This window comes from Holdemanella sp., assembly GCF_056804935.1.
Map to the genome: position 1 here is coordinate 1 of NZ_DBMEXE010000211.1, position 2,813 is coordinate 2,813.

Genomic DNA, 2,813 nt, shown 5'->3' on the forward strand with positions numbered 1-2,813 from the left:
TGTATGGAACTTGATTCAGAGATGAATGATTCGAATATGGATCTAGAAAAGCATGTGGATGTGATTCGTAAGTACAATGATGGAAATCTTTATAGTGCATTTATTATTGAGAATCAAAGTTATGTGGATATGTCCATGGTTGTAAGGGCTGCAGTATATGAGTTTGTAGCTTATGAGCGAATGTTAAAGAAGTCAAAGAAGAATAGGAATAATAAGAAACTACCTATGGTAAACATTCTGGTATTCTATACAGGCGAAAGGCCTTGGAATGCAGCTAGTAAGCTATCAGAACTTGTAGAGGCGGATGAAAGGTTTAAAGCTTGTTTCCATGACTACAAAATGAATCTGATTGAAATCACAGGAAATACTTCATATAATTTTAATGAAGAAGACGTGTATAATTTATTCTACATATGTCGAAGTATTTATGATCAGTCTATTTATGAAGGAACGATCAATGACTTTGGGTTTGTGAAAAGCAGTGTGTTAAAAGTCGTCAAGACATTGACGGATGTAGAATGGTTGGATTTAGAAGAATTAGAGGAAAAGGAGAAGATTGAAATGTGTGAAGCTGAAAAGAGATGGCTAGAAGTAAAGTCAAAGGAATGGAAAGCTGAAGGAATTGAGTTAGGAATCAAACAAGGCATTGAACAAGGTGTAGAGTTAGGACAAGTTCTTTTGTACAAGACTATGATAAAGAATGGAATGAGTGTCAATGAGATTTCTAAGGTTTGTTCAATATCTGTTGAGAGTCTAAAACGAGTATTAAGTGATTGATAAGAAGAGAAAAAATCTCTTCTTTTATTTTAAGCCTGTGATATAATAAGGTGACTTTGAAAGGATTGAGAAAATGGTATTTCTTTTATTAGTATTAGGTATGGTCCTTTTAATGAAGGGTGCAGACTTGTTTGTGGATGGCAGTGCAAGTGTGGCTCGTAAATTAAAAGTGCCTTCAGTTATTATTGGTTTGACAATTGTAGCACTTGGAACAAGCTTACCAGAAGCGAGTGTGAGTATTACGGCTGGCTTAATGGGCAGTAATGAAATTGCGATTTCAAATATTGTGGGTTCTAATATTTTCAATACGTTGGTTGTGGTTGGAACTAGTGCAGTGATTACTCCATTTTTAATGGATAAGGATATTTTGAATCGTGATTTAAAAATCAATATTTTAGTGAGCATCTTACTTTCTATTTTTGTGTTAAATGGAATGTTGAATCGCTTTGAAGGAATTATCTTCTTGGTGGGTTTAGTTTTGTTTATTTTAAACTTGATTCGCAGCGCTAAAAAGAATCGTGTTGAGGATGAGGAAGTTGAAACTTTATCAGGAATCAAATGCTTGATTTATATCGTGATTGGAGTTGCGTGTATTATCTGGGGTGGAGACATCACTGTAGATAGTGCAAAACAGATTGCAGCTATGCTTGGTATGAGTGATACGTTGATTGGTTTAACTGTCGTATCTATTGGAACTTCATTGCCTGAGTTAGTAACAAGTGTTGTTGCGGCAAGAAAAGGTGAGAGTGGTTTATCTTTGGGTAATGCGATTGGAAGTAACATTATGAATATTTTATTTATTTTGGGTGCTTCAAGTACAATTCATCCAATTGCGGCTACTTCACAGAATATTATTGATACTTTTGTCTTGATTGGTATTTCTCTATTGATTTATGGTATTGCGAAAAAGGGAGATACAATGACAAGAAAAAAGGGGATCTTTACGATCCTCGTATATGTCATTTATATGATTTATATTATTGTACGCTAGGCTTGTCCTAGCTTTTTTTCTTTCCTTGGGAAAGGATAGCTCGAATGGAATCGAAAAGAATGGGTTTATATTCTTCGATAGGAAGGGGTTGACTATGAAGAATACTGTTGTAGCAAGTACTTCCTGTAAGTTCAACTATTAAGTAGAGTATGACTTCTGAATTTTCAAATTCATATCCATTTGCGGTTGCGATTTCGTTAAACTCTTTTATAAGATTGAAACTATCATTATCAATAGCCGTATTTAATTGGGCATGGAACACGCCCCAAGATAGGTTTCTTTCAACGAATTTTAAAATCAATGGATTGTTTTCTAATCGAATCAATACTTGATTAATCAAGAAGATAACAGAGTCTTCAAAATTACGAATATCATTTTTCTCTAATTGTTTGTGGGCTTCTTCAAATAGGCGATGTGCTTCTTTTTGAATTAGAATATCGCGTATTTGGTATTTATCTTTGAAATAAAGATAGAATGTTCCTTTTGCGACTCCCGCGTTTTTTACAATATCATTAACAGAGACATTTGTGATGTCTTCTTTTGTGAATAGATTAAAGGCAGCCTGTAAGAGGTTGTTTTCTTTTATTTTCTTGTTTTCGATTATCTTACTTTTCATGCGTATCACCATCCTTATTATAAACAATAATTTAGAAAATACAAATAAAAATGACCGATTGAACATATTAAAACAATTGTATATTGGGAATTTTAAAAAAATAAAACAAAAATATTGACTAGCGGTCAGTTTAGTACTATACTCTTCACGTAGTAAAGGAAAGGATAGAAAAAAGGTGATTCGATATGGATAAGATGTCAAAATGGATAGTTAAATATCGTAATATGATTTTGGCTGTGGCCATTGTTCTTTTGATTCCAAGTGCAATTGGTTATTTCAATACAAATATTAATTACGATTTATTATCTTATTTACCTTCGACTTCAGAATCTATGAAAACACAAAAGATTCTTGGAGATGATTTTAACTTATCGAGTGTAGACTTCTTGGTTGTCAACAACAAGACGGATCAAGAGGCCGCAAAAATTA

At 33.2% G+C, this 2,813-nt stretch carries 3 protein-coding genes and 1 pseudogene; 3 read left to right on the forward strand and 1 reads right to left on the reverse strand.

Annotated elements, in window-relative coordinates:
- A partial coding sequence (locus ACZQCL_RS08345) for an Rpn family recombination-promoting nuclease/putative transposase (protein WP_482482754.1) occupies nucleotides 1-777 on the forward strand: 777 nt, incomplete at its 5' end.
- Nucleotides 778-850: 73 nt separating this feature from the next.
- Nucleotides 851-1,768, forward strand: a complete 918-nt coding sequence (locus tag ACZQCL_RS08350) for a calcium/sodium antiporter (RefSeq protein WP_295563868.1) — start codon at nucleotides 851-853, stop codon at nucleotides 1,766-1,768.
- A gap of 7 nt (nucleotides 1,769-1,775) precedes the next feature.
- Here ACZQCL_RS08350 and ACZQCL_RS08355 read toward each other — a convergent pair whose 3' ends face one another.
- Nucleotides 1,776-2,384 carry a TetR/AcrR family transcriptional regulator gene (locus ACZQCL_RS08355; protein WP_199519658.1) on the reverse strand — a complete coding sequence of 203 codons (609 nt, stop codon included), beginning with the start codon at nucleotides 2,382-2,384 and terminating at the stop codon, nucleotides 1,776-1,778.
- Nucleotides 2,385-2,569: 185 nt separating this feature from the next.
- Here ACZQCL_RS08355 and ACZQCL_RS08360 point away from each other — a divergent pair.
- Nucleotides 2,570-2,813, forward strand: a pseudogene (locus ACZQCL_RS08360) (antibiotic ABC transporter permease); the annotation flags it as partial.

Excerpts from the sequence above, each read along its gene's own strand:
- ACZQCL_RS08350 (WP_295563868.1), top strand. The coding sequence starts at position 851 with ATGGTATTTCTTTTATTAGTATTAGGTATGGTCCTTTTAATGAAGGGT.
- ACZQCL_RS08355 (WP_199519658.1), bottom strand. The coding sequence starts at position 2,384 with ATGAAAAGTAAGATAATCGAAAACAAGAAAATAAAAGAAAACAACCTC.